Source organism: Mycobacterium shigaense, assembly GCF_002356315.1.
Lineage (GTDB): Bacteria > Actinomycetota > Actinomycetes > Mycobacteriales > Mycobacteriaceae > Mycobacterium > Mycobacterium shigaense.
In genome coordinates, this window is record NZ_AP018164.1 from 652,042 (window position 1) to 673,993 (window position 21,952).

Genomic DNA, 21,952 nt, shown 5'->3' on the forward strand with positions numbered 1-21,952 from the left:
TCGAGTCGGGATGAGGTTGGCCATGAAGAACCGCGGCCGCGCACGACGCTGGCGGGCGGCAACCGTCTGCGCGTTGGCGGTACTCGTCGTCGCCGGGTGCAGCACGGTCACCCAGGGACGCGCGCTGTCGATGCTCAACGATCCGTTCCGGGTGGGAGATCTGCCTGCGACCAACGGCCCCAGCGGCATCCGTTCCAACGCGCCCGCGCCGAACGGCACCGTGGTCAACACCGACAACGGCCAAATCGACAAGTTGTCGTTGCTGTCGGTCAACGACATCGAGGACTACTGGGAATCCGTCTACAGCCAAACGTTGAAGGGAACCTTCGTCCCCGTCGGCAAGCTGGTGTCTTACGACTCGGGTGAGCGCAGCAGTCCGATCGTTTGCCGCGAGGACACCTATAAGCTCGTCAACGCCTTCTTCACCGGGCGCTGCAACCTGATCGCGTGGGATCGCGGGGTTTTCATGCCCGTCGCGCAGCGCTATTTCGGCGATCTGGCCGTGACGGGTGTACTGGCGCACGAGTTCGGGCACGCCCTGCAGCAGATGGCGAAGCTGGTGACCAGAGCGGATCCGACCATCGTTCGTGAGCAGCAAGCCGATTGCTTCGCCGGCGTGTACCTGTACTGGGTCGCCTCCGGTAAGTCTCCGCGCTTCACGCTGAGCACCGGCGACGGGCTCGACCACGTGTTGGCCGGGATCATCACCACCCGCGACCCGGTGCTGGACGCCGACACCGAGAACGACGACGAGCACGGGTCGGCGCTGGATCGGATCGGCGCTTTCCAGATGGGCTTCATCACCGGCGCCTCGGCCTGCGCTGGAATCAACAAGCAAGAGATCGCGCAGCGCCGCGGCGACCTGCCGACCGCACTGCAGGTCGATGCCAGCGGCGACCCGGTGACCGGTGAGGTCGAGATCACCGAGGACACGTTGTCCACGCTGATGAAGGTGCTGGGCAAGGTGTTCTCGCCCAAGAGTCCGCCGACATTGTCCTACCAGCCCGCGAAGTCCTACCAGCCCGGGAATTGCCCGGACGCCAAACCCAGCCCGCCGGCGTCCTACTGTCCGGCCACCAACACCATCGTGATCGACCTGCCCGGGCTGGCGGCGATGGGCAAGGCGTCCGGCGAGAGCGAACACACGCTGCCGCAAGGTGACGACACCGCCCTGTCGATCGTGATGTCGAGGTACGCGCTGGCCGTGCAGCACGAGCGCGGCCTACCGATGCAGAGCCCGTGGACGGCGCTGCGGACCGCGTGCCTGACCGGTGTCGTGCACCGCAAGATGGCCGAGCCCGACAACGACTTGACGCTGACCGCCAGCGATCTCGACGAGGCGGTGGCCGGCCTGCTCACCAACCGCATGGTCGCCAGCGACGCCGACGGAACCACCGTGCCGGCCGGCTTCACGCGCATCTCGGCGTTCCGCGGCGGCGTGGCCGGCAACATGGACGCGTGCTACACCCGCTACCCCGGATAAGCGGAGATTTTTTTCAGCGACAAGCCACCAACCGCAGCGTAGAGTGTGTGCCACTTGACCCCTGCCTAGGAGGCTTCCTTGACGGAGCAACCGCCCAGCTACCCCCCACCGCCGCCGGGTGACTACCCGCCGCCAGGGCCGCCCGGGCCCGGTTACCCGCCGCCGGGCGCCGGTTACCCGCCGCCGGGCGCCGGTTACCCGCCGCCGGCCGCCGGTACCAACACCTTGGCCATCGCCTCGTTGGTGGCCTCGCTGCTGGGTTGGCTGTGCGGCATCGGGCCCATCCTCGGCGTGATCTTCGGGTTCATCGCGCTGAACCAGATCAAGAAGACGGGGCAGGGTGGCCGCGGCCTGGCCCTCGCCGGCATCATCATCGGCGCGGTTGCCATCGTCCTGGGCATCATCTACGGGATCATCGTCGGCATCGCCGCGGTGAACCACCCCGACGTGCAGACGTCAACCGCCCCGCCCGCGGTGGTGATGATCGTCGACCAGCAGCCGGCGGCCGCCGCGTTGGCGGGGTAACTGCCTGCCGCTCAACCTATCTCCGCGAGCCTGGGCACCAGCTCGTCGCCCAGGCGCCGGATGAAGCCGACCGGGTCCAGGTTGCCGGGCATCGGACCGACGTTGATCGTCTCGACGCCCAGTTCGGCATAGCGTTGCGCGGTCCTCAGATAAGCGTCGAGGTCCTCGAACGGGTCCGCGGCAACGGCTACCGTGCGCCGGATTTCGGCGGGATCGCGGCCGGCGGCGTCGCAGTGCCGCATCAGCACATCGACCTTGTGCTCGAGCACCTCGACATCGGACGTCGTCGTGTTCCAGACGTCGGCATACTGCGCGACGAGCCGTAACTTCTTCTTCTCGCCGTCGCCGCCGATCAGGATCGGAGGCCGGCGAATCGGTTGCGGCTCACAGATTGTCTCGGCCAGCTGGTAATGCTTGCCGTGGTAGGTGCCGTTGTCGTCGCTCCACATCTGCCGGCAGATCTGCAGTGTCTCCTCGAGCATCTCGAACCGTTGGCTCAGCGGCGGATACGCGATGCCCAGGGCCGCGTGTTCGCGGTCGTACCATGCCGCGCCCAGGCCCAACATCGAGCGGCCCTGCGACAGCACATCGAGCGTGCTGACGGTTTTGGCCAGGATGCCCGGGTACCGGTAGGTGACACCGGTGACCAGCAGGCTCAAGTCGATCGTGAGCGTTTGACCCGCAAGAAAACCCAGCGATGTGTAGCCCTCGAGGAACGGATCCTCGGCGGGACGCCCGGTGCCTTCCATCTGCAGGAAATGGTCGGCCAGGGTGAACATCGTGGCGCCCGCTTGCTCTGCGGTTTTGGCCGCGTCGGCCAGGGTTGGGCTCAGTGTCGCGGGGTCGCTGGGCAGGAAGTCGATGAAGTGCACGCCTATTTCCATTGCTATCAGTGCCTTTCGTCATTCGGTCAATCTTTCGAGCAGCGATAGCGCGTCGAGGATGGTGCGGCGCTCGGGCTCGGAGTAGCGCTCTTGCATGGCGCGTGCCAGCCACTCCTCCCGCACTTGATGACCGGTCTCGGCGCGCCGGCGGCCCAGCTCGGTCAACGAAAGCACTTGGCGCCGACCATCTTCGGGGTCGGGGGTGCGCTCGATGAGCCCGCGCTGGTCCAGGGCGGCCACTATGGTTGCCATCGATTGGGGGCGTACTCGTTCCGCGCCGGCCAGCGCGCTGGCCGACGACGCGCCCTCTTTCCAGAGCCGGATGAGCACCGCCGTTTGCGACGGTGTCAGATCGCCGTCGATCGCGACATCTCTCAACCGGCGCCGTAGTCGGCTGAACACCACCCGGAGGTCCCGGGCGGCAGCTCCGGCGGATTCACCGATGCCGTCCATGCCTCGATCCTAAAGTAGACAGCTAAAGCTGTCCAGTTTCAACTGTCTAAATCAGGGGAGTGCTGCAGGCGCGGTGGCTCAGCCCAGCAGTCGCAGCGCCGCGTCGACGGCGAGCGCCGGTACGTCGAGCGTCTTCGAGCGCAAGTCATGGCGCGCCCCGGAGATCTCGACGACCGCGGTGACAGCGGCGATCAACGCCGCAGCCTCGCGGACGTCGTCGAGCGTGCCGAAGGGGTCGGAGCTGCCGTGGGTAAACACGGTGGGCACGGTGATGGCGGGCAGATGTTCGGTGCGGCGCCGTTCCGGCTTGCCCGGCGGATGGACCGGATAGGAGAACAGGGTCAAGACATCGACCGGCGTCGAGCTTGCCTCGGCGATGACCATCGACGTCTGGCGGCCGCCGTAAGAATGCCCGCCGGCGATCAGCGGGCCATCGGTGAGCTTGCGGCACAACGCGATCGCCTCGTCGATCCCGGCGCGGTCGCCCGCCGGCGAGCCGGACGGCGGGCCCTTGGGGCGGCGTCGCCGGTAGGGCAGGTTGTAGCGTACGGCCAACCAGCCACGCCGCGCCCACTCGTCGCAAATCTGTTGCAACAGGGTGGAATCACGGTCGCCGCCAGCGCCGTGGGTGAGCACCGCCACGCCTTTCGGAGTGGCCTGGGGTTCGTGCGCTATGCCCGCGATCGGCTCGAGGTTCCTGGCAATCACGAGAGCCGGAACAGTGGTGAGACGGGTCCGTGGCCGTGGCCCAGCGGGTAGGCGGCGCGCAAACTCTCGGTGACCCATCGCTTCCCGAAACCGATGGCGTCGGGCACGGTGAACCCGTGCGCCAGCGCGCAGGCGACCGCGGCGGCCAGGGTGTCGCCGCCGCCGTGGTCGTTGCCGGTCGCGATGCGCTCGGCATCGAACTCGTGGAAGTCGGCGCCGTCATAGAGGAGGTCACAGCTGCGCTCAGATGAGCGCAGGTGCCCGCCCTTGACCAGTACCCACTGCGGCCCCAGCGCGTGCAGCGCCTTGGCCGCCGCGCGCTGCGACTCCGGATCCACCACGTCGACACCGACCAGCAGGCGCACCTCGTCGAGGTTGGGTGTCACCAGCGTGGCCAACGGAAACAATTGGCCGCGAAGCGAATCCAGAGCCGACGGCGCCATCAGCGCGTCGCCGTGCATGGATGCCGCCACGGGGTCGACGACGAGCGGGATCGTCAACCCGAGCCTGCGCCAGGTGGTGGCCACGGTGTCGATGATGCGCGGCGAGGCCAGCATCCCGGTCTTGGCGGCCTGCACGCCGATATCGCTGACGACGGCTTCGATCTGCCCCGCCACCACGTCGTCGGGAACCTCATGAAAGCGCTGGACTCCCGTCGTGTTCTGCACCGTCACCGCGGTCACCGCCACGCAGGCGTGCAACCCGAGCAGTGCGATGGTGCGCATGTCGGCCTGGATGCCCGCGCCGCCGCCGGAGTCCGATCCCGCGATGGTCAGCACCCGACGCGGCGTGGTGGCCGGCGGGGACAGCGGCAGGAACGTCACTGTGCCGCGATCACCCCTGCGCCAGCGGCAGATACACCCGGTTTCCCTGCTCGGCGAACTCCCGGGACTTCTCCGCCATGCCCTCACTCATGGCCGCCTCGATCGCCTCCTCGCTGTCCAAGCCGTGCTTGGCGGCGTAGTCGCGGACGTCCTGCGTGATGCGCATCGAACAGAATTTCGGTCCGCACATCGAGCAGAAGTGCGCCGTCTTGGCCGGTTCGGCCGGCAGCGTCTCGTCGTGGTACGCCCGCGCCGTATCGGGATCCAGCGACAGCGCGAACTGGTCGTTCCAGCGGAACTCGAAGCGCGCCTGGCTCAATGCGTTGTCGCGATTCTGTGCGTGCGGATGGCCCTTGGCCAGGTCGCCCGCGTGCGCGGCGATCTTGTACGCGATCACCCCGTCCTTGACGTCCTTGCGATCCGGCAGTCCGAGGTGTTCCTTGGGGGTCACGTAACACAGCATCGCGGTGCCGGCCTGCGCGATGATGGCCGCGCCGATCGCCGAGGTGATGTGGTCGTAGGCCGGGGCGATGTCGGTGGCCAGTGGGCCCAGCGTGTAGAACGGGGCCTCCTCGCACCATTCCTCTTCCAGCCGAACGTTTTCCACGATCTTGTGCATCGGGACGTGGCCCGGGCCCTCGATCATCACCTGCACGCCATGGGATTTCGCGATCTTCGTGAGCTCGCCCAGGGTGCGTAGCTCGGCGAACTGCGCCGCGTCGTTGGCGTCGGCGATCGAGCCCGGCCGCAATCCGTCGCCCAGCGAGAAAGTGACGTCGTAGCGGGCGAAGATTTCGCACAGCTCGTCGAAGTTTGTGTACAGGAACGACTCCCGGTGATGCGCCAGGCACCACGCCGCCATGATCGAGCCGCCGCGCGACACGATGCCGGTGACCCGCTTGGCCGTCAGCGGAACGTAGCGCAGCAGCACGCCGGCGTGCACGGTCATGTAGTCCACACCTTGCTCGCACTGCTCGATCACGGTGTCGCGGTAGAGCTCCCAGGTCAGCTCGGTCGGGTCGCCCTTGGTCTTTTCCAGCGCCTGGTAGATCGGCACGGTGCCGACCGGCACCGGCGAGTTACGCAGGATCCACTCGCGGGTCTCGTGAATGTTCTTGCCGGTGGACAGGTCCATGATCGTGTCGGCGCCCCACCGGGTGGCCCACACCATCTTGTCGACCTCCTCGGCGATCGACGACGTCACCGCCGAGTTGCCGATGTTCGCGTTCACCTTGGTCGCGAAGGCCTTGCCGATGATCATCGGCTCGATCTCGGGGTGGTTGTGGTTGGCCGGGATCACCGCGCGACCGCGGGCGACCTCGTCGCGCACCAGCTCGGCCGGCATCCCCTCGCGCGCGGCGATGAAGGCCATCTCCGCGGTGATCTCACCGGCCCGGGCCCGCTGCAGCTGTGTGCCGCGGTCGCGGACCACGCCGGGCCGCGGCGGGAGGCCGCCCGCCAGGTCGATCACGGCGTCGGGATCGGTATAGGGGCCGGAGGTGTCGTAGAGGTCGAAGTGCTCCCCGGTGGATAGCTGCACGCGCCGTAACGGCACGCGCGCACCGGGAACCCCGTCGAGCTCCAGATAAGCCTTGGTGCTGCCCCAGATCGGTCCGGTGGTGACGGATGGTTCGACGATTACCTCTGAAGCGGTCATTTTCATTCTCCCTACGCCGGCATTACCCGGTCAGGTTCTTACGGTCGACGGCCCCGAGCCGTCCTCTCAGCGCCTTGGTGTGCGCTCCCGCGTTGGTGGATGGTCCGCACGCGACGTTACCCCCACCTCGGGTGGTGCGGGGCAGACGGGCGGGCGCCATCCGGGGGCTAAACCTCTTCCATCGCCTCGCCGAGCTCCTCGAGGAGCTTGTTGTGATGGTTGCTGGCCAGCACGTGCCCGGCGGCGATGACCAGCGCGACGGGCCAGTCGATGAGTTCGAGGGCGGCCAGCGTCGCCAAACCGCCGTAATAGGCCAATTGCTCGGGCCGCGGAATCTCGACTTGACCGACGATCGGCAGGTTCAGAATGAAGGTCTCACCCGCGCGGATCTTCTCCACTGCCTCCGCCTGGGACGTCGTTCGGCGAGTTTTCTTTTCCGCCATCATTTACCTCTCAGTAACAAAGGGTTTGCCGTCGCGCCGGGTGATGCGGTCAACGTCGGATTATGTCGACGACCAACGACCTGGCCGATCCGATAGTTTCGTCGTTTGTTTCCGTGTTGAGCGTGCCCCTGTTCGAACTCTATGCGCTGTTGTGGCGCGCGGGGATCGTGGAGATCCGCCACCACCAGCCCCGCGGCCGGGCGGCGCGCCTGGTGGCCCGGGTGGCGCCGGGTCCGCGCCGACCCATCTGTCCGGACCCCGCGGCCCACGGTTGCCCGCGTTCCCGGCCACAATCGCCGCACCGGGCCTACAGCCAAGCGGTCGGCTGAAAACGAGAACACACAGGCCCCGCCGGGGGCCTGATCAATTGGTGCTGCGCAACTCGGCGGCGCCGGCCCGACGACCCGTCGCCTTCTTGGCGGTCGACTTCGCGCTGGCCTTGCGGGGCGCGGAGGTCTTCTTTTCCGCCTTTTCCAGCCTTTCCAGGGCCGGCTCGGTGGGCACCGGCTTGAGGTTCGCCTTCGCACGCGGCTGGGGCTTCTGACTCAGCCGGTGCAGCAACAGTGCGCCGCCGCCCACCGCCAGCAGCACCGGCCATTCCACCAGGCCGGCGACACCGAGTGCGCCGAGCGCCAATGCGGCGGCCGGCGTCGAGTGACTGCCCGAGCTGATTCCGCGCTTGATGCCCTCGGCTGCTCCGGTGATTCCGCCGACGACCCCGTTGACCGCTGCTCCGCCAACAGCGCCGGCGGCGGCCGTGGTTGCGTCGGCCGCGCGATTGACCGTTTTCCCCACGCTGCGGACTGCCCCTCCGACGACACTCATCATGACTCCTGGCTCTTCGTCGCTCGCTGCGAGTTACGTGTCAACATTTATACCCGCTGAACACACAGTTAACGGCGACAACGAAAATTGATCACACATCTAACAAGGAAAATGCTGCCACGTTGTAATCGCGTAGACAACGTGACTTCGCCGGGAATTTAGCTGGTCGGGGTTTGGCTCAGGTCGACCAATACCGGTGCGTGATCGCTGGGTGCTTTGCCTTTGCGTTCATCGCGGACAATTTGTGCGCCGGTGACGCGGCCGGCCAACGCCGGTGACCCGAGGATGAAGTCGATCCGCATGCCCTGTCGTTTCGGGAACCGCAACTGGGTGTAGTCCCAGTAGGTGTAGACGCCCGGTCCAGGTGTGTAAGGTCGTACGACGTCCGTGAACCGGGCGTCGACGATCGCGTTGAAGGCGCGGCGTTCCGGCTCCGAGACATGCGTTGCGCCGGTGAAGAACTCGGGATCCCAGACGTCCTCGTCGGTGGGGGCGATGTTCCAGTCGCCGACCAGCGCGATCTGCGCGGCGGGATCGTCGCGCAGCCAGCCGGACGCCGTATCGTGCAGCGCCGCAAGCCAATCCAGCTTGTAGATGTAATGCGGATCGCTCAGAGTGCGGCCGTTGGGCACGTACAGGCTCCACACCCGGACCCCGGCGCAGGTGGCCCCGAGGGCGCGGGCTTCCGAGGTGGCGGCCACCTCGGGCTTGCTGCTCCAGCTGGGCTGGCCGTCGAATCCGATCTGCACGTCGTCGAGGCCGACGCGAGAGGCGATCGCCACACCGTTCCACTGGTTGAAGCCGACGTGGGCCACTTCGTAGCCCAGTTCGAAAAACGGCAGTGTCGGGAATTGGCCGTCGGAGCACTTGGTCTCCTGCATGGCCAGCACGTCGACGTCGGCGCGGGAGAGCCAGTCGACGACACGGTCCACGCGGGTGCGAATCGAGTTCACGTTCCAGGTTGCCAGCCTTAGCCGCGGCGATCGCAAGCCCGGCGAAGCCGGTCGAAGCGGGTCGCCGCCATCAGGTGTGCCGTCGGGCATTGCTAGACGCTATCCCAGCGGCCGGCCCGGGCCGCGAAGTAGCGGCGGCGATGATGCAGCCGGAAGCCCAGCGATTCGGCGAGGCCGACGGTGCGGGTGTCTTGCGCGGCGACGGCGATGTAGCCGCGGGACGCGCCGCGGCGGGCACCCCAGACGAGCAGGGCTTCGCGCGGCGCCGAAAGGCCCACCCAACGAGTGCCATCGGGCGCGTCGGCGACGGTCGCGGCGGCGGACGAATCCGCTACGGTGCCCGACGGTTCGCGGGCGACGAGATCCGCCACGTCGCGCACCATCAGCCGCTCGGCGTGCTCGCCCGTCCAGGAGGTCGGCACGCTCAGCAACCGATCGGGGATGGCCAGCCGCGGCGTGCGGCCGCGGCGCTGATACCAGGCGGCGATTGCCGGCAGTGTGCTCAGCCGAGCCGAAATATCCAGCGGCACAGCGGAATTCAGCGGCAATTCGTCGTCGCTGTCGGCGCGCAGCAACCAGCCGTTCAGCCAGGCCTGTTCAGCGGCGGGCCGGGCGGTCGCCGCGGCTTGCTCGAGTGCCCGGATCGCCGAGGTCCGCACCGGCGCGTCGGTCAACGGTCGCAGTGCTACCACATCGGCGGGCCCGAACTCGACCACGGCGCCCGTCTTGGTCTGCACCCGCACCACCGGATCGATCGCCAGTAGGTGCCCGACGGCGTCGGTGAGCGGCGGGAGCGCTCCGGCCGGGCGCCGGTAGCGAACTGTGACCCGCGTACCGAGGTCCGGCCACGAGACCATCAGTGGCCGAAGGGGTCCGGTTCCTCGCCCGGCATCCATGACCGGCCGGGCACACCCCAACCGTGGGACTTGACGGCGCGCTTCGCCGCTCGGGCATGCCGGCCGATGAGCCGGTCGAGGTAGAGAAATCCGTCGAGGTGCCCGGTTTCGTGCTGCAGCATCCGGGCGAACAGGTCGGTGCCCTCGAGGGTGATCGGTTTGCCGTCGGCATCCAGGCCGGTGACCCGAGCCCACTTCGCGCGGCCGGTGGGGAACGACTCGCCGGGAACCGACAGGCACCCCTCGTCGTCGTCGCCCGGGTCCGGCATGGTCTCGGGGATCTCGGAGGTTTCCAGGATCGGGTTGATGACAACGCCGCGGCGACGCTGCGTCAGGCCACGCTCGTCGGCGCAGTCGTAGACGAACAGCCGCAGCCCGTGCCCGATCTGGTTGGCCGCCAGCCCGACGCCATGGGCGGCGTCCATCGTGTCGTACAGGTTGGCGATCAGCTCGGGCAGATCCGCGGGCAGTGAACCGTCCGCGGCGACCGGCACCGGTGTTGTCGGGGTGTGCAAGACCGGATCTCCCACGATGCGAATCGGTACGACTGCCATGGTCGGCAAGCTTAGGCGGGGTGCAGAAGCGCAGCGCGCAGCGGTGCGCCGTGGAGGCGGGCAATCAGGCGGGGCGGGGCAATGAAAGGCAATCCGCCGACTCGCGGGTCTGCATTACGGCTTGAGGGTTCGCGGCGTGGTTCAATATTCGCCGAAACATGCCCCTATGTAAGTCAAGTCATTCGAGCAACACGGAATTCGCCGGAAGGGTCCAGGGGAAGCGATATGGACAGCGCCATGGCGCGGGCAAATCGATCGGGGGACGAGTCTGAAATCGCCGATGGGCTGACCCGCCGCGAGCATGACATCTTGGCGTTCGAACGCCAGTGGTGGAAATTCGCCGGTATCAAAGAAGACGCGATCAAAGAGCTGTTCTCGATGTCGGCCACGCGCTACTACCAAGTGCTCAACGCGCTCGTTGATCGGCCCGAGGCACTGGCCGCCGACCCGATGCTGGTGAAACGGTTGCGGCGGTTGCGCGCCAGCCGGCAAAAGGCCCGCGCGGCGCGGCGCCTCGGCTTCGAGGTGACCTGACTCGCTACAGTAGGGCTCGATGAAAGAGCGCGTCCCGGACTCGACGGGCCTTCCCCTGCGGGCCATGGTGATGGTGCTGTTGTTCCTCGGCGTCATCTTTCTGCTGCTCGGCTGGCAGGCGCTGAGCTCTTCGGGGCACTCCGACGACGACACGGCATCGTCGGTCGCCAGCAGCACCAGTAGCGCCGTGAGCGCCACGTCGTCGACGCCTACCAGCGCCAAGCCCGCGACGAATGCCGACGTGCACGTCTACAACATCTCCGGCAAGGAGGGCGTCGCCGGGCACGCCGCCGATCAGCTCAAGGCAGCCGGGTTCAAGGTCGTCGACGTCGGAAATCTGACGATGCCCGACGTGCCGACCACGACGGTGTACTTCACCGACGCCGACGGCGAGCACGTCACCGCCGACGCGGTGGGCAAAAACCTCGGCGCGCCGGTTGAACAGCGAACTCCCGGATTGGCCGGCCAGCCGCCCGGCGTCATCGTCTTGGTGACGGGCTGACTCGAGGTCCTGAGCCGGGTTAGGCTTCCGCTATGCCAATGCCTGCCGGTCATCGCAATGCCGTTGCGGCCACCACGTCCGCACTGTCTGTTTCGTTGTTAGCCGCGAGCGTTGCGCTGGTGAGCGCCTGCTCGTCGCCGCAACACGCATCGTCGGTCCCGGGGACCACGCCCGCGGTCTGGACCGGATCGCCCGCGCCGGCGGGTGCTTCGAGCGTCGCGGGCGCCGAGGGTGGCCAGCCCGTCGCGCAGAGCGTGCTGACCCAGCTGCGGGCCCCGGACGGCACCCAGGTGGCGACGGCGAAGTTCGACTTCAGCAACGGCTACGCCACCGTCACGATCGCCACGACCGGCGCCGGTCAGATCGCGCCCGGCTTTCACGGGGTCCACATCCACAAGGTCGGCAAGTGTGAACCCAATTCGGTGGGTCCGACCGGTGGCGCGCCCGGCGACTTTCTGTCCGCCGGCGGCCACTTCCAGGCGCCCGGGCACTCGGCCGAGCCCGCCAGCGGCGACCTCACCTCCCTGCAGGTGCGCCGCGACGGCGTCGGGACGTTGGTGACCACCACCGACGCCTTCACGCTGGACGACCTGACGAGCGGTCAAAAGACGGCCATCATCATCCACGCCGGAGCCGACAACTTCGCCAACATTCCTGCGGAACGCTACAACCAGACCAATGGCGCGCCGGGTCCGGACGCCATGACGATGAGCACCGGTGACTCCGGCAAGCGGGTAGCGTGCGGTGTCATTGGTGCCGGCTAGCAGACCTGTCCCGCACATCGAATTCGCCCGGTCACCACGGCCGACCATCGGCGTCGAGTGGGAGTTCGCTCTCGTCGACGCGCAGACCCGCGACCTGAGTAACGAGGCCACCGCGGTGATCGCCGAGCTCGGCGAAAACCCGCGCGTGCACAAGGAATTGTTGCGCAACACCGTCGAGGTGGTCAGCGGCGTCGCGGATTACACCGGCCAGGCGATGGAGGATCTGCGCGAGACGCTGCGCCCCGCTCGCCGCATCGTCCGCGCCCGCGGCATGGAGTTGTTCTCCGCCGGGACCCACCCGTTCGCGCGGTGGTCCTCGCAGCAGCTCACCGACGCCCCGCGTTATGCCGAGCTGATCAAGCGCACGCAGTGGTGGGGCCGGCAGATGCTGATCTGGGGTGTGCATGTGCACGTTGGCATCTCGTCGGCGCACAAGGTGATGCCGATCATGACGTCCCTGCTGCAGTACTACCCGCACCTGTTGGCGTTGTCGGCGTCCTCACCATGGTGGGTGGGCGAAGACACCGGATACGCCAGCAACAGGGCGATGATGTTTCAGCAGTTGCCCACCGCCGGGCTGCCGTTCCAGTTCCAGACCTGGAGAGAGTTCGAGGGCTTCGTCTACGACCAGAAGAAGACCGGCATCATCGACCACATGAACGAAATCCGTTGGGACATCCGGCCTTCGCCGCACCTCGGCACGCTCGAGCTGCGGATCTGCGACGGCGTGTCCAACCTGCGTGAGCTTGGCGCGCTGGTCGCACTGACGCATTGCCTGGTGGTGGACCTGGACCGACGGCTGGAAGCCGACGAGACGCTGCCGATCATGCCGCCCTGGCATGTCCAGGAAAACAAGTGGCGCGCAGCCCGTTACGGTCTGGATGCGGTGATCATCCTGGACGCCGAGAGCAACGAGCGGCTGGTGACCGACGATCTCGTCGACGTGCTGAACCGGCTGGAGCCGATCGCCAAGTCGCTGCACTGCTCCGACGAGCTGGCCGCGGTGGCCGACATCTGGCGCGGCGGCGGGTCGTATCAGCGGCAGCGGCGGGTGGCCGAGGAACACGACGGTGATCTGCGCGCGGTCGTCGACGCGCTCGTGGGCGAGCTCGAGATCTGATGAGCGACCTCCTCGAGTTGGCGATGTTCCCGCTAGAGGTGGCGCTGCTGCCGGACCAGGATCTGCCGCTGCGCATCTTCGAGCCGCGTTATGTCGCGCTGGTGCGGCACTGTGTCGACGGCGGCAACCCGTTCGGTGTGGTGCTGATCTCGCGGGGCCGCGAGGTCGGCGGCGGCGACTCCCGTTGCGACGTCGGGGTTTTGTCCCGGATCACCGAATGCGTCGATCTCGGTGCGAACCGGTACTCCCTGGCCTGCAAGACCGGTGCGCGGTTTCGGGTGGCCGAATGGCTGCCCGACGATCCCTTCCCGCGGGCCTCGGTGCGGCTGTGGCCCGACGAGCCCGGCGATCCGGTGACGTCCGCCCAGCTCCGCGGCGTCGAGGACAAGGTGATCGCCCTGTTCGAGCGGATCGCGCAGGCGCGCGGCGCCGCGTTGCCGGACCGCGATGTGCTGCTGGGTTACGCCGAAACCGGCGCCGCGGACGCCGGCCAGCGGTTGTTCACGTTGGCCTCCCGCATCCCGCTCGGTGCGGCCGACAAGTACGGCGTGCTGTCGGCACCGTCGGCGGCCGAGCGGCTAGCCGTCCTCGAAGAGGCGGTGGTGGCGGTTGCCGAGATGGTCGAGTTCCAGCTGTCGGAGTAGAGGGCGAAACGGGAAAGTGAAAGTACATCTGCAGATCGACGGGTCGCCGACCGCGGCCGCGGCCAGCGCGGCCGAGATCGCCGCGACGGGCGCCGACGGGGTCTTCACCTTCGAGGGCCAGCACGACGTGTTCTTTCCGCTGCTGCTCGCGGCCGGCACCACCAACGCGGACCTGATGACCAATGTGGCGATCGCACCGCCACGCAGCCCGTTGCATGTGGCGCACTCCGCATACGACTTGCAGGCCTATAGCGGCGGCCGATTCCGGTTAGGGCTCGGTTCGCAGATCAAGGTGCACATCGAAAAGCGTTATGGCAGTAAGTGGGAACGGCCGGCGGCGCGCATGGCCGAGGCCGTCGCCGCGATCAAGGCGATTTTCGCGGCCTGGGAAGGCCAGTCCCGCTTGAATTTCCGCGGCGATTTTTATACGCACACCATCATGGCGCCCAACTTCAACCCCGGCCCCAACCCGTTCGGGCCGCCGCCGGTGCTGCTGGGCGCGCTGGGCCCGGTCATGACCCGCACGGCCGCCGAAGTCGCCGACGGGCTGCTGGTGATGCCGTTCAACAGCGCGCGCCACTTCGCCGAGCGCACGCTGCCGGCGGTGAGCGAGGGCCTGCGTCGTTCGGGGCGGGCGGCCGGCGAACTTCAGGTCATCGTGCAGGCCATGGTCGCCGTCGGCCGCGACGAGGCGGACCTGGCATCTGCGGTGAACGGCGTCGCCTCCCTGATCGCGTTCTACGGCTCGACCCCGGCATATCTGCCCGTCCTGGAGGTCGAGGGGTGGGCGGATATCCAGCCCGAGCTCAACGCGCTGTCCAAGCAGGGCCGCTTCGCCGAGATGCGGGCGCTGATCACCGACGAGATGGTGGCCCGCATCGGGATCATGGGGACACCCGAGCAATGTGCGCAGCAAATCGCCGAGCGGTTCGGCGGTCACGCCGGCGAAGTGTGTTGTTATTTCCCGGGTTACCCGCCGCGCAGCGCCGACGTCGCCGATCTGATCGGCGCGCTGCACCGAGTGCCTGCCCTCCGATGAGCGCCGACGTGCTGGTCGAAGTGAGCGCCGGCGTCGCGGTGCTCACCCTCAACCGGCCCGAGCAGCTCAACGCCTACACCGCCGAGATGGGCGCGCTGCTGAGCCGCGCATACCGGGACTGCGACGCGGACGACGACGTCCGCGCGATCGTGATCACCGGTGCGGGACGGGCCTTTTGCACCGGCGCGGACATCTCCGGGGAGGCGTCGCCGTTCGACGCCCCGTCCGCCGACGGCTCGTTCTCCGCGTCGCCGATCGATCCGGCCGCCTTCGAATTGCGCAAGCCGGTGATCGCCGCGCTCAACGGCCACGCCGTGGGCATCGGATTGACCATCGCGCTGCAGGCTGACATCCGCATCGTCGCCGAAGACGCGAAATACGGTGTGGTGCAGGTGCGCCGGGGCGTGCTTCCCGACTGCATGTCGCACTGGACGTGTGCGCACCTGACCAACCTGGGGGTGGCGGCCGAGGTGCTGCTGACCGGCCGGACGTTTTCCGGCGGCGAGGCCGCGGCACTCGGGATCGCCAACCGCGCGCTGCCCGCCGACCAGGTGCTCGACCACGCGCTCGAGATGGCCCGCGACATCGCGGTCAACGTGGCGCCGATGTCGGCGGCATTGTGCAAAAGGCTGTTGTGGGACAGCGCAATTCACGGCTACACGCCGCGGCAGGTCGCGTCGCTGGAAACCCGGCTGCACCACCGGGTGATGGGCACCCCGGATGCCGCCGAAGGCGTGGCGGCCTTCGTCGGCAAGCGGGCCCCGCGATTCAGCGCGACCGTGTCCAGCGAGTGGACGCCCCTGCCCGAGCCGTGACGGGCGTCCCCCTCAGCTGCCGCAGAGCTTTTCGGAGAGCGCCCAGAAATCCACCGCGCGTTGCTCGTCACATGCATACGGCGCGACCGCGTCGCTGATCCGGCAGTCTTCCAGGTACAGTCCGCCCCGGCCGTCGAGCTCGGGGCTGACGGCGGCCCACACCTGGGTGGCCGCTCCCTGATCGGGCGTGAGGAAGTCGAGCCGGCTGGCACCGGGCCCGCCGTTGGCGGCGATGAGTTTGCGGAGGTTGGAGAAATCCTCGCGGGACATGTAGCGGGCCAGTGACGTGGCCACCGTGCCGGGGTGGACGGCGAAGGCGCGGATTCCCTCGTCGCGCAGGCGACGGTCAGCCTCTTTGGCGTGCAGGATGTTGGCTGTCTTGGATGCGCCGTAGGCGACGAACTTGTCGTATTCGCGGCGGTCCCAGTTGAGATCGTCGAAGTCGACGTCCCCCATGATGTGCCCGCCGGAAGAGAGCGTGACAAGCCGAGCACCCTGCGCGGCGGCCAACTGGCCGATCCGCAGGCGGGTGAGTTCGAAGTGGCCGAAATGATTCGTCCCTATTTGGTTTTCGAACCCATCGGCGGTTTGTCCGAAGGGGGTGAACATCACCCCGGCGTTGTTCATCAAAACGTGGATCGCCGGCGCGATGTCGGCGATCAGCGCGGCCGCGGCACGAACACTGGACAGCGCGGTGAGGTCGAGCGGCACCGTGGAGGTACGTGCACCGGGCACCTCGGTGGCTATCCATTGGGCGGTTTCGGCCAATGCCGCGGGGTTGCGCGCCGCGAGGACGACGTGCGCGCCCGCGGCGGCCAAGGCGCGCGCCGCCCAGCGGCCCAGTCCGGCCGAGGCGCCGGTGATCACGCAAGCCTTGCCGGACAGGTCGATTCCCTCGACGACATCGACCGCAGTGCGGCGTTCGGTCATGCCGTAACTGTAGGAGTGGAACCCGCGACGTCGAGTGGCCGGGTGACCAACAGCCCGGCGACCAGCGCGCCGACGAAATACAGGCCCGCGGCGACGTGCAGCAGCCGTGCGAAGCTGGCGTCGGTCAGCGTGCCGGCGGCGATCAGGCCCACGCAGGCAACGGAACTCAGCGCCGACGTCCTGCCCACGGCGTTCTGCAGTGCCGCCGCGACCCCGCTGCGCGCCGCGTCGATCGACGACAGATTCACCGCGGCCAGCGGCGTCAGGGTGAGCACCGAACCGATGGCCACCACAATCGTCCCCGGCAGCAGATGTGTGACGATGTTGAATCCGTGGCCGGGCCGGATGAGCAACAGTCCCAGCCCGGCCAGCACCGGGCCGGTCGTCAGGAAGACCCTGGGGTCGATCCGTGCGGCCAGCCTGCCGACGCGCTTGGCGAACAGGAACGAGACGAGGGGGGTGGGCAGCGTGGCCAGACCGGCGACCGTCGCGCAATAACCGGCGACCTCTTGGGTATACAGAGCGACCGCGAGGGCGCCCATCGTGATCGCGCCGTAGACGAACCCGGTGGTCACATTGGCGCCCGCGAAATTTCGGATCCTGAACAGGCCGAGCGGCACCAAGGGGTGAGGGGCGCGGCGCTGCCAGGCCGCAAACCCGAGCAGTGCGCCGACACCCACGCCCAGCGACGCCGCGACGCGGGGATCCGACCAGCCTTGCTCCCGCGATTCGATGAGGGCGTACACGGTGGCGGCCAGGCCGGCGGCCGACAGCACGGCGCCGGCAACGTCGAGGCGGACCCGCTGGACGGGCCGCGGCGTCGGGCGCAGCCAGAACGTCAGCGCGAAACCGATGACCATCGGAACGGCCGACAAGGCGTAGATCCAGCGCCAACTCAGGAAGTCCACCGCCAAGCCGCCCAGCAGCGGGCCCAGGGCGAACGCCGTGCCGGTCCACGCGGTCCAGGAGCCGATGGCCGCGGGGCGATCGGCGCGATCGAACGTCGAATTGATCAACGCCAGCGACCCGGGCACCAGGAACGCCGCGCCGAGACCCTGGATGACGCGGCCGGCGATGAGCGCGACCGGTGACGGCGCGCCGGCGGCCAGCACCGAGCCCGTCCCGAAGGCCACCAGCCCGAACCGGATCACCGGCACCCGGCCGAACAGGTCGGACAGGGAACCGCCCGGCAGGATCATGGCCGCCTGCGCCAGCAGGTAACCGTCGACGATCCACTGCTGAAGGCACAGACCACCGCCGAGGTCACGCGCGGTGGCCGGCAGGGCCAGGTTCACCACGGTGGTGTCGAGGAAAGCGACCATCGACACCATGGTCGCCACGATCATGACCCGGTTCGCCGGCGTGACGTCACCCAGCCTGGCCAGTAGTAGCCGAGCCCGGGGTGCGGGCGGGGTGGCAGCGACCGCGCGAGCGGGCTGTAGCGCGATCATGCCCGTATTACGGTGCAGCGGTCGGCGTCGTTCATTGCGGTCCTCCTGGACGGCCCGGAACCCGGTGCTCCGGCAACGCCCTCGGCAAGATGTATCGGGCGGGGTTACACGCGGACCGCAAGTCGGGCGGTGCGGGCGATGTCAGACAGCTTTGGCAAACGCGCGTAGCGACTCGACCTGGGCGGGATCCAGCGAGGGACGCACGGTTTTGCGGGCCGCGTCCAGATCGGCGGCCGTCACGTCGGCGGCGTCGATGGAGCGGCGCATCGCGGTCAGTGCGGCCTCGCGCAGCAGTGCCACGCAGTCGGCCGCGCTGTAGCCGTCGAGTGTGGCGGCGATGTCGTCCAAGTCGACGTCGGCGGCCAGCGGGATGTTCTTGCCTGCGGTGCGCAGGATTTCGCGGCGGGCGGCGGCATCGGGCGGCTCGACGAACACTAGCCGCTCCAGCCGGCCCGGGCGCAACAGCGCGGGATCGATCAGATCGGGCCGGTTGGTGGCGCCCAACACCACGACGTCGCGCAGCGGGTTGATGCCGTCGAGCTCGGTGAGCAGCGCGGCCACCACCCGATCGGTTACGCCGGAGTCGAAGCTCTGCCCGCGCCGGGGCGCCAGTGCGTCCACCTCGTCGAGGAACACCAGCGAGGGCGCCGAATCACGGGCCCGCCGGAACAATTCGCGGACCGCCTTCTCCGAGGCTCCCACCCATTTGTCCATCAGCTCGGAGCCTTTGACGGCGTGGACGCTGAGCTGCCCGGTGCTGGCCAGGGCGCGGACGATGAAGGTCTTGCCGCAGCCGGGCGGTCCGTAGAGCAGCACGCCGCGCGGCGGGTCGATACCCAACCGCGCGAACGTGTCGGGGTGCTGCAACGGCCACAGCACCGCCTCGGTCAGCGCCTGTTTGGCCTCGGCCATGTCCCCGACATCGCCGAGGGTCACGTTCCCGACGGTCAGCTCCTCGCTGGCCGAGCGGGACAGCGGCCGGATGACGGTCAACGCGCCGGCGAGATCGTCCTGGTTCAACTTCGGCGGCTCGCCGTCGGCGCTGGCCCGAGACGCCGCCCGCAGTGCCGCCTCGCGGACCAGTGCGGCCAGGTCGGCAACGACGAAACCCGGTGTACGGCTGGCAATTTCGGCGATGTCGAGATCGCCGGTCGGCACCGGCTTGAGCAGCGCCTCCAGCAGTGCCTTGCGGGTCGCGGCGTCGGGCAGCGGCAGCGTCAGCTCTCGGTCGCACAGGTCGGGGGCGCGCAGCCGGGCGTCGAGCTGGTCGGGCAGGGCGGAGGTGGCGATCAAGGCGACGCCCTCGGTGGCCACCGCGCCGCGCAACTCACCCAGGATCAGTGCGGCCACCGGCTCGGCGGCGGCGGGCAGCAGGGCGTCGACATCGGTGATCAGCAGCACGCCGCCGCCCTCGCGGACCCGCTGCGCCGCCGAGGCCACCGCTTTGAGCCGGTCTTCCGCACCCAGTGCGCCCGCCTCCGGGCCGTCCAGTTGCACCAGCTTGCGTCCGTCGCACACCGCGCGCACCATCGTCACCTTGCCCACGCCGGCCGGGCCCGACACCAGCACACCGAGGTTGGTGGCGGCGCCCAACGCCTTGAGTAGATGCCGCTCGTCGAGGGCGAGCTTGAGCCATTCGCTGAGCTTGGCGGCCTGCGGCTGCGAGCCCTTGAGCTCCTCGACCAGGATGTCCGGGCTGGTGATCTCGAACGGTTCCCGACTGGGAGCCGCGGTCGCGACGGTCACGGGAACGCCGGCGCCCCAACCGACTTGGGAGTTCGGCTGCACGCTGACCGGTCCCTCGGGGTCGACGCCGGTCACGGTCAGCAGCTCCGATGTCCAGCTGATGCCGACCGCCGTGGCCAGTGCCCGGGTGGCGGCCGACGTCGAGGTGCCCGGGCCCAGATCGCGGGGCAGCAGCGACACCGCGTCGCCGATGGTCATCACCTTGCCGAGCAACGCCTGGCGCAGGGTGGCCGCCGAGATCGACTGACTGGTCAGCGACGAGCCGCTCAGGGTCACCGACCGCGCGCCGTAGACAGTGACGGTGCTGACGATCACCGCGCTGCCCTCGCGTAGCCCCGCGTTGGACAGCGTCACGTCATCGAGCAGGACCGTGGTCACCGGCGAGGCCGGGTCGGCCAGGCCCGCGACGGCCGCCGTGGTCCGCGACCCGGTCAGCGACACCGCATCCCACTCCCGGATACCCAGTGCTGCAACGGCATTCGGGTGCAGCCGGACGACACAGCGACGGGAGTCGACGGCCGAGGTGTTCAGCCGCGCCGTCAGGGTGAGCCGTTGGGTCATGGAACGCGTCCGCCCGGCTTACGCAGCCCCAGGCGGGTCATCGATCGTCCGCGCGGTTTGCCCAGTCCCAGCCGCGGTATCGGCCGGCGGTGTGGCTGCTCGCGGCGGTTCGCGCGCCGCACGGCGCGCCGCTGCTCCGGTTTTTCATCCCACACCTCGGGGTGCGCGGCCAGCCAGCGCTGGTTGCGAATCGCGAACGGGATGTGGCAGAGGTAGGCGATGATAATCACCCAGATCAACACGTAGGGCGCCAACACTGCTGCGGCGGCACAGATCGCGAGGATCGCCAGCAGCGGCGCGGCCCAGGTCGGCGGCACGGCGGCGGCGTGCATCTTGCGCATCGGGATCTTGCTGATCATCAGCATCGACGTCCCGGTGATCCAGATGCACAGGAACACCGGCGAGGTCCACCAGCCATTGCCGAACTGCAGTTTGAGCCCGATCAGGCCGATCATCGAGACCGCGCCCGCCGGCGCGGGCATCCCGGCGAAGAATTCGTGCGTCCACGCGGGCTGACTGCCGTCGTCCTGCAGCGCGTTGAACCGCGCGAGCCGCAGCACCACGCAGACCGCGTAGAGCAGCACCACCACCCAGCCAGCCGGCGACGTGGCGAACAGCGTCACGTAGAGCACGATCGCGGGCGTCACGCCGAAGTTCACCGCGTCGGCCAGCGAGTCGATCTCGGCGCCGATGCGCGACTGGGCGTCCAGGATGCGGGCTACCCGGCCGTCCAGTCCGTCCAGGATCGCGGCCGCGGCGATCAGTGCCATGGCGGCCTTCGGTTGATGCTCGAGCGCGAATTTGATCGACGTCAGCCCCGCGCAGATGGACAGCACCGTCATCGCGCTGGGCAGGATCTGCAGGTTCATCGGTCGTCTGCTGCGCAGCCTGCTGCTCACGACAGGTCGGCCAATAACGTCTCGCCGCCGACGGCGCGCTGGCCCACCCGCACGACCGGTTCGGTGCCCGGCGGCAGGTAGGTGTCCAGCCGCGAGCCGAACCGGATCAGGCCGTAGGTGTCGCCGATCGACAGCTTGTCGCCGACGCGCGCGTCGCACACGATGCGCCGGGCCACCAGGCCGGCGATCTGCACGGCGACCACCTCGCCGCCGCCGGAGGTCCGGATGCGCAGGCTGGTGCGCTCGTTTTCGTTGCTCGCCGCCGGAAGATCGGCCGAACCGAACCGGCCCGCCCGGTGCTCGACGGCGATCACTTCGCCGCTGACGGGGGCGCGCTGCACGTGCGCGTCCAGGATCGACAGGAAGATGCTGACCCGCGGGCGGGGTTGTTCGCCCATGCCGAGTTCCGCGGGCGGGGCCGCGGCGTCGATCACGCAGATCACGCCGTCGGCCGGGGCGACGACCGCCCCGGGCCGGGTGGGCGGCACCCGCGGGGGATGCCGGAAGAACGCCGCGCAGGCGCCCGCGGTGAGCAGGCCCGTCCGGCGCAACCAGCGATGGTTGCGCCCGGCCAGCGCGACGGCCAGGCCGGCGGAGATGAACGGCGTGCCGGCGGGATGAACGGGCGGCACGCTCGCGCGTACCAGCTCCACGACGTGCTGGAGGTCGAAGGAGGGGTCCTCGGCGGTGGGGCCGATCGTGCGGGGGCGTCGTGCCACCCGGTCATCTTACGAAGAGCGGG

25 protein-coding genes and 1 riboswitch are annotated in these 21,952 nt (G+C 68.7%); of the genes, 10 read left to right on the forward strand and 15 right to left on the reverse strand.

Annotated features, from left to right (window positions below):
* Positions 1-10: 10 nt before the first annotated feature.
* Positions 11-1,483, forward strand: coding sequence for a neutral zinc metallopeptidase (locus MSG_RS03065; protein WP_408632016.1), 1,473 nt, complete (start codon positions 11-13; stop codon positions 1,481-1,483).
* Between the two features lie 78 nt (positions 1,484-1,561).
* Positions 1,562-2,008 carry a DUF4190 domain-containing protein gene (locus MSG_RS03070; protein ID WP_096437000.1) on the forward strand — a complete coding sequence of 149 codons (447 nt, stop codon included), beginning with the start codon at positions 1,562-1,564 and terminating at the stop codon, positions 2,006-2,008.
* An 11-nt stretch (positions 2,009-2,019) separates the two neighbouring features.
* On the opposite strand, the gene MSG_RS03075 is transcribed toward MSG_RS03070, so the two are convergent.
* The 6 genes from MSG_RS03075 to MSG_RS03100 form a co-directional block, all read right to left on the reverse strand.
* Entirely contained in the window at positions 2,020-2,892 is an 873-nt protein-coding gene (locus MSG_RS03075; RefSeq protein WP_096437002.1) for an LLM class F420-dependent oxidoreductase, read from the reverse strand.
* 18 nt (positions 2,893-2,910) lie between these two features.
* Positions 2,911-3,345, reverse strand: coding sequence for a MarR family winged helix-turn-helix transcriptional regulator (locus tag MSG_RS03080; protein WP_096437004.1), 435 nt, complete (start codon positions 3,343-3,345; stop codon positions 2,911-2,913).
* Between the two features lie 78 nt (positions 3,346-3,423).
* The gene (locus tag MSG_RS03085; RefSeq protein ID WP_096443990.1) at positions 3,424-4,050 is read right to left on the reverse strand and encodes an alpha/beta hydrolase family protein; all 627 of its coding nucleotides are present in this window, start codon (positions 4,048-4,050) and stop codon (positions 3,424-3,426) included.
* Entirely contained in the window at positions 4,050-4,877 is an 828-nt protein-coding gene (gene thiD, locus MSG_RS03090; protein ID WP_096437006.1) for a bifunctional hydroxymethylpyrimidine kinase/phosphomethylpyrimidine kinase, read from the reverse strand. Before thiD ends, MSG_RS03085 begins: the two co-directional genes overlap by 1 nt.
* Before the next feature lie 10 nt (positions 4,878-4,887).
* Positions 4,888-6,534 carry a phosphomethylpyrimidine synthase ThiC gene (gene thiC / locus MSG_RS03095; RefSeq protein WP_096443992.1) on the reverse strand — a complete coding sequence of 549 codons (1,647 nt, stop codon included), beginning with the start codon at positions 6,532-6,534 and terminating at the stop codon, positions 4,888-4,890.
* A riboswitch (TPP riboswitch) is annotated at positions 6,525-6,635 on the reverse strand. (Overlaps the previous gene by 10 nt.)
* A 66-nt stretch (positions 6,636-6,701) precedes the next feature.
* Positions 6,702-6,977: a hypothetical protein gene (locus tag MSG_RS03100; RefSeq protein ID WP_096443994.1), complete on the reverse strand. Its 276-nt coding sequence runs from the start codon at positions 6,975-6,977 to the stop codon at positions 6,702-6,704.
* A 62-nt stretch (positions 6,978-7,039) separates the two neighbouring features.
* Here MSG_RS03100 and MSG_RS03105 point away from each other — a divergent pair, with 62 nt between their 5' ends.
* Positions 7,040-7,306, forward strand: a complete 267-nt coding sequence (locus tag MSG_RS03105; RefSeq protein WP_096437008.1) for an Rv1535 domain-containing protein — start codon at positions 7,040-7,042, stop codon at positions 7,304-7,306.
* 34 nt (positions 7,307-7,340) lie between these two features.
* On the opposite strand, the gene MSG_RS03110 is transcribed toward MSG_RS03105, so the two are convergent.
* From MSG_RS03110 to MSG_RS03125, 4 genes are all read right to left on the reverse strand, one after another.
* Positions 7,341-7,802 (reverse strand): hypothetical protein, encoded by a 462-nt coding sequence (locus MSG_RS03110; RefSeq protein WP_096443996.1) that lies wholly within the window; start codon positions 7,800-7,802, stop codon positions 7,341-7,343.
* 158 nt (positions 7,803-7,960) lie between these two features.
* The gene (locus MSG_RS03115; protein ID WP_232011231.1) at positions 7,961-8,791 is read right to left on the reverse strand and encodes an exodeoxyribonuclease III; all 831 of its coding nucleotides are present in this window, start codon (positions 8,789-8,791) and stop codon (positions 7,961-7,963) included.
* A gap of 56 nt (positions 8,792-8,847) precedes the next feature.
* A complete protein-coding gene (locus MSG_RS03120; protein ID WP_096437012.1) occupies positions 8,848-9,612 on the reverse strand; it encodes a GNAT family N-acetyltransferase, cg3035/Rv0428c family in 765 nt (254 codons plus the stop codon).
* Entirely contained in the window at positions 9,612-10,205 is a 594-nt protein-coding gene (locus MSG_RS03125) for a peptide deformylase (RefSeq protein ID WP_096437014.1), read from the reverse strand. The genes MSG_RS03120 and MSG_RS03125 overlap by 1 nt, the downstream gene beginning before the upstream one ends.
* A 225-nt stretch (positions 10,206-10,430) precedes the next feature.
* Here MSG_RS03125 and MSG_RS03130 point away from each other — a divergent pair, with 225 nt between their 5' ends.
* Genes MSG_RS03130 through MSG_RS03160 form a run of 7 tightly spaced genes read left to right on the forward strand, consistent with a single transcriptional unit; the run spans position 10,431 to position 15,623 of the window.
* Positions 10,431-10,739: a DUF3263 domain-containing protein gene (locus MSG_RS03130; protein ID WP_096437016.1), complete on the forward strand. Its 309-nt coding sequence runs from the start codon at positions 10,431-10,433 to the stop codon at positions 10,737-10,739.
* Positions 10,740-10,758: 19 nt separating this feature from the next.
* A complete protein-coding gene (locus tag MSG_RS03135) occupies positions 10,759-11,241 on the forward strand; it encodes a LytR C-terminal domain-containing protein (RefSeq protein WP_096437018.1) in 483 nt (160 codons plus the stop codon).
* A 32-nt stretch (positions 11,242-11,273) separates the two neighbouring features.
* On the forward strand, positions 11,274-12,005 hold the full coding sequence (gene sodC, locus MSG_RS03140; protein WP_096437020.1) for a superoxide dismutase[Cu-Zn]: 732 nt from the start codon (positions 11,274-11,276) through the stop codon (positions 12,003-12,005).
* On the forward strand, positions 11,986-13,125 hold the full coding sequence (locus MSG_RS03145; RefSeq protein ID WP_096437022.1) for a glutamate--cysteine ligase: 1,140 nt from the start codon (positions 11,986-11,988) through the stop codon (positions 13,123-13,125). Before sodC ends, MSG_RS03145 begins: the two co-directional genes overlap by 20 nt.
* Entirely contained in the window at positions 13,125-13,769 is a 645-nt protein-coding gene (locus MSG_RS03150; RefSeq protein ID WP_096437024.1) for an LON peptidase substrate-binding domain-containing protein, read from the forward strand. The genes MSG_RS03145 and MSG_RS03150 overlap by 1 nt, the downstream gene beginning before the upstream one ends.
* Before the next feature lie 16 nt (positions 13,770-13,785).
* Positions 13,786-14,808, forward strand: coding sequence for a TIGR03617 family F420-dependent LLM class oxidoreductase (locus tag MSG_RS03155; RefSeq protein WP_096437026.1), 1,023 nt, complete (start codon positions 13,786-13,788; stop codon positions 14,806-14,808).
* Positions 14,805-15,623 (forward strand): enoyl-CoA hydratase/isomerase family protein, encoded by an 819-nt coding sequence (locus MSG_RS03160; protein WP_096437028.1) that lies wholly within the window; start codon positions 14,805-14,807, stop codon positions 15,621-15,623. Before MSG_RS03155 ends, MSG_RS03160 begins: the two co-directional genes overlap by 4 nt.
* 12 nt (positions 15,624-15,635) lie before the next feature.
* On the opposite strand, the gene MSG_RS03165 is transcribed toward MSG_RS03160, so the two are convergent.
* The 5 genes from MSG_RS03165 to MSG_RS03185 all read right to left on the reverse strand — a co-directional run bounded on the left by MSG_RS03165 (position 15,636) and on the right by MSG_RS03185 (position 21,929).
* Positions 15,636-16,553, reverse strand: coding sequence for an SDR family NAD(P)-dependent oxidoreductase (locus tag MSG_RS03165; RefSeq protein WP_096437030.1), 918 nt, complete (start codon positions 16,551-16,553; stop codon positions 15,636-15,638).
* The gene (locus MSG_RS03170; RefSeq protein WP_232011148.1) at positions 16,550-18,004 is read right to left on the reverse strand and encodes an MFS transporter; all 1,455 of its coding nucleotides are present in this window, start codon (positions 18,002-18,004) and stop codon (positions 16,550-16,552) included. Before MSG_RS03170 ends, MSG_RS03165 begins: the two co-directional genes overlap by 4 nt.
* Positions 18,005-18,145: 141 nt before the next feature.
* Positions 18,146-20,311, reverse strand: a complete 2,166-nt coding sequence (locus MSG_RS03175; RefSeq protein ID WP_096437032.1) for an AAA family ATPase — start codon at positions 20,309-20,311, stop codon at positions 18,146-18,148.
* Positions 20,308-21,180, reverse strand: coding sequence for a CDP-diacylglycerol--serine O-phosphatidyltransferase (gene pssA, locus MSG_RS03180; protein ID WP_096437034.1), 873 nt, complete (start codon positions 21,178-21,180; stop codon positions 20,308-20,310). Before pssA ends, MSG_RS03175 begins: the two co-directional genes overlap by 4 nt.
* A gap of 26 nt (positions 21,181-21,206) precedes the next feature.
* Positions 21,207-21,929, reverse strand: a complete 723-nt coding sequence (locus MSG_RS03185; RefSeq protein WP_096437036.1) for a phosphatidylserine decarboxylase — start codon at positions 21,927-21,929, stop codon at positions 21,207-21,209.
* Positions 21,930-21,952 lie beyond the last annotated feature (23 nt).